We start from the raw sequence: 3104 nt of genomic DNA on the forward strand, positions 1-3104 counted from the left end.
AGCGTGTGGAAGGCGTGGTTCGTCTGGATGTAGCCCTCGTGGTCCCGACGGGCGAAATGCCTCTCCAGGCCGTCGTGGAGCTTTCGGAGCCGTCGGAGGTCGGCGTCGGAAGCCCGTTCGCAGGCCCACCGGGCGCAAGTGCCCTCCAACACCGCCATGGCCTCGAACATGTCGCGCACCTCGGCCATCGTGGGTTGGCTCACGTAGGCGCCCCGGTTGGGCACGAGCCGGACGAGCCCCTCCGTGCTCAACACCCGGAGCGCCTCCCGGAGCGGGGTGCGGCTCACCCCCAAGCGGCCGCAGAGTTCCGTTTCCACGAGCCGCTGCCCCACCTGGAGTTCGCCCTTCCGGATCATCTCGCGGATCCGCCGGGCGACCTCCTCGTGGAGCGCGCGCACCGAGATCGGGTCCATGGGGCCTCCCGGAGAATGCATACTGTATACAATCAGGGTCCGGATTCGTCAAGAAAGCAAAATCATGTTTGTGGGAAAAAAGGGGCCCGAAACGCCCGTCGTTGGTCTCGTGCTGGGGAAGGGGGGCTTTGTGGAATATGCGAAAAGAAAAAGGGTTCCCTTGCGGGAACCCCTTTTCGGGTTGGCTCGCGGCCGGCCTAGATGGCGCGGACGTTCGCGGCCTGGGGGCCCTTGGGGCCCTGGGCCACGTCGAACTCGACTTCCTGGCCCTCGGTCAGGGTCTTGAAGCCCTGGCCCTGGATGGCGCTGAAGTGCACGAACACGTCCGGGCCGCCGCCGGCCTGGCTGATGAATCCGTAGCCCTTCTGGTCGTTGAACCACTTCACGGTTCCCTTTGCCATGGTACTGCTCCTTCGGGTGTTTGGGCGTTCGGCCCAGGTGAGACACATGCGACGGGTCGAAGCGCCCGGGCAGGAACCGTTCCGGTCCGGGATCAAGCTGGATCCATCGATGTGACAAAAACTTCGGTCACCGGTCGGGGGCCTTGGGTCCGTCGGAAAACACCGCGCCAAACCGTGGCGCCCGACCGGGCCACGCAAAAGCGGGAGCCGCCTTTGGGCTGCTCCCGCTTCTCGAAAGTCCGCCGCTCGGTCGTGCTCGCCGCCCCCGCGTTGTTGGCGAAACGATACGCCCCTTCCCGGGGCCGGTCAAGGCGAAAAGACGGGTGGCGCGAAAAAAATCCGGGGCTACACGAGCGAGAGGAGCACCGTGAGGGTTGGGAGACTCAGGAGCGTCGACACGAACACCGTGGTCGTGGCCAGGGTGGGCTCCACCTCGTACTCCATGGCGATGATCGACACCAGCACGGCCGCGGGCATCCCCGACTGGAGGATCCCGGCCGCGTATTCCAGGCGAGGCAGCCCGAACGGCACGGCGAGTACGGCTGCGAGCGCCGGGGCCGCCAGGAGCCGGAACGCCGAGGCGATCCAGGCGTCGGCCGTGGGCCGGAGGTCCCGGGCGCCGGCGAGCTGGAGCCCGAGGGCGAAGAGCATGGTGGGGATCATGGCGTCGGCCAGAAGCGACGTCGTCCGGGCCACCCAAAGGGGCGGTGCGAGCCCGGTGCTCGAGACGAGAAGGGCGGGCGGCACGGCCCACAGCGCCGGGGTCTTGAGCACCGAGGTCAGGGCCCGCATGCCGCCGCCCTTGGCCCAGCCGGCGGCGGCCACGCACACCACGAACGCCGCGGTCATGATGGCGATGAAGAAGATCGTGGCCGGGGCCAGGGCCTCGTCCCCGAGCCGGAACCGGATCAGGGCGAGGCCGAAATTCCCCACGTTCCCGAACACGGCCACCATGACGTACACGGCCGTGACCTCCCGGCTCCGGCGCAGGAGCCGGGCCAAGAGAAACCCGCAGGCGGCAAAGGCCAGGTGGGCGAGCACGATGTAGGCGGTCATCCGGACCACGGCCCCGATCTCCACCCGGGAGGTGCTGATCACGTGGAAGGCGAAGGCCGGCACGAACACGTAGTAGGCCACCCGGGCCAGGGTCCGGCCGTCGAGCCCCAGGCGCGGGCCCAGGGCGTAGCCCAGGCCCACGATGGCAAACACCGGCAGGACGACGTCGAGGAAGACCCCGAGGACGTGGGCGAACACCGTGGGCGCCCCTACCCGAGGGGGTGGCGGCGGTCGTGGGGCAGTTCCTTCGAGATGGCCACGTAGTGGGTGGTGATGAGCCGCACCACCTCGTCGGGGTCGTCGGTGAGGTCGAAGAGATCGAGGTCCTCTGGGTCGATGCACCCGAGCCCGGCCACCCGGTCGCGCATCCAGTCCACGAGCCCCTTCCAGTAGTCCACCCCGAACAGGATCACCGGAAACCTCCGGATTTTCTTGGTCTGGATCAGGGTCAGGGCCTCGAAGAGCTCGTCGAAGGTGCCGTACCCTCCGGGGCAGATCACGAACGCCACCGAGTACTTCACGAACATGAGCTTGCGCACGAAGAAGTACCGGAACGTAAGCCCCAGGTCCTGGTACCCGTTGGGCTTTTGCTCGTGGGGCAGGTGGATGTTGAGCCCCACGGATTTCCCCTGGCCGCCCTTGGCCCCCCGGTTCGCCGCCTCCATGATGCCCGGGCCGCCGCCGGTGATCACGGCGAACCCGGCGTCGGACAGCCGCCGGCAGAACTCCCGGGTCGCTTGGTAGTACGGGGAGTCCGGCGGGATCCGGGATCCCCCGAACACGCTCACCGCGGGCCCGAGGTCGTTCAGGGTCTCGATGCCGTCGATGAGCTCGGCCTGGATCCGGAAGATGCGCCAGGTCTCCGAGGTGCGAAGGTCTTCCATGGATGCGCGCTCCGTGTCGAAAGGGGTTAGAACGCCGAGAACTCGGCACCCACAAGCCCGAGGGCCCGCACCGCCGAGCCGAACTCGTCGCGGTTCCCACCGGAGCCGTAGGCCGCGAACGAAAAGACCCGCCAGCGGTCCGAGACGTTCCACTCGAAAAATCCCGTGGCGAGCCCGCTTCGGTCGTCGAGGTTCTGGGTCCAGCGCAGGAGCACCGTGAACCGGTCGGCGATCTCGGAGTGCAGGTACTGGGCGAAGAGGTAGTGGCGCCGCAGCAGCCGGAGCCGCAGCGGCAGGCCATCGGGATCCGCGGACGCGAGACCGGCCTCCACGAGCCGGGCCGAGCCGTG

The 3104-nt window shown here is 68.1% G+C and carries 4 protein-coding genes and 1 pseudogene; all 5 read right to left on the reverse strand.

Translation table 11 applies throughout. From position 1 onward, the window contains the following. Positions 1-413: GntR family transcriptional regulator (locus ACY0I8_RS17320; RefSeq protein WP_461395744.1), on the reverse strand; the 413-nt coding region annotated here is incomplete at its 3' end. A 197-nt stretch (positions 414-610) separates the two neighbouring features. Continuing rightward, complete coding sequence (locus ACY0I8_RS17325; protein WP_459940661.1) at positions 611-814, reverse strand: cold-shock protein; 204 nt, start codon at positions 812-814, stop codon at positions 611-613. A 345-nt stretch (positions 815-1159) separates the two neighbouring features. After that, positions 1160-2068, reverse strand: coding sequence for an AEC family transporter (locus tag ACY0I8_RS17330; RefSeq protein WP_461395745.1), 909 nt, complete (start codon positions 2066-2068; stop codon positions 1160-1162). Positions 2069-2079: 11 nt separating this feature from the next. Further along, complete coding sequence (locus ACY0I8_RS17335) at positions 2080-2754, reverse strand: LOG family protein (protein ID WP_459940659.1); 675 nt, start codon at positions 2752-2754, stop codon at positions 2080-2082. A gap of 26 nt (positions 2755-2780) precedes the next feature. Continuing rightward, positions 2781-3104: pseudogene (locus ACY0I8_RS17340) on the reverse strand (hypothetical protein); the annotation flags it as partial.

The sequence above is a fragment of the Deferrisoma sp. genome, assembly GCF_054681715.1.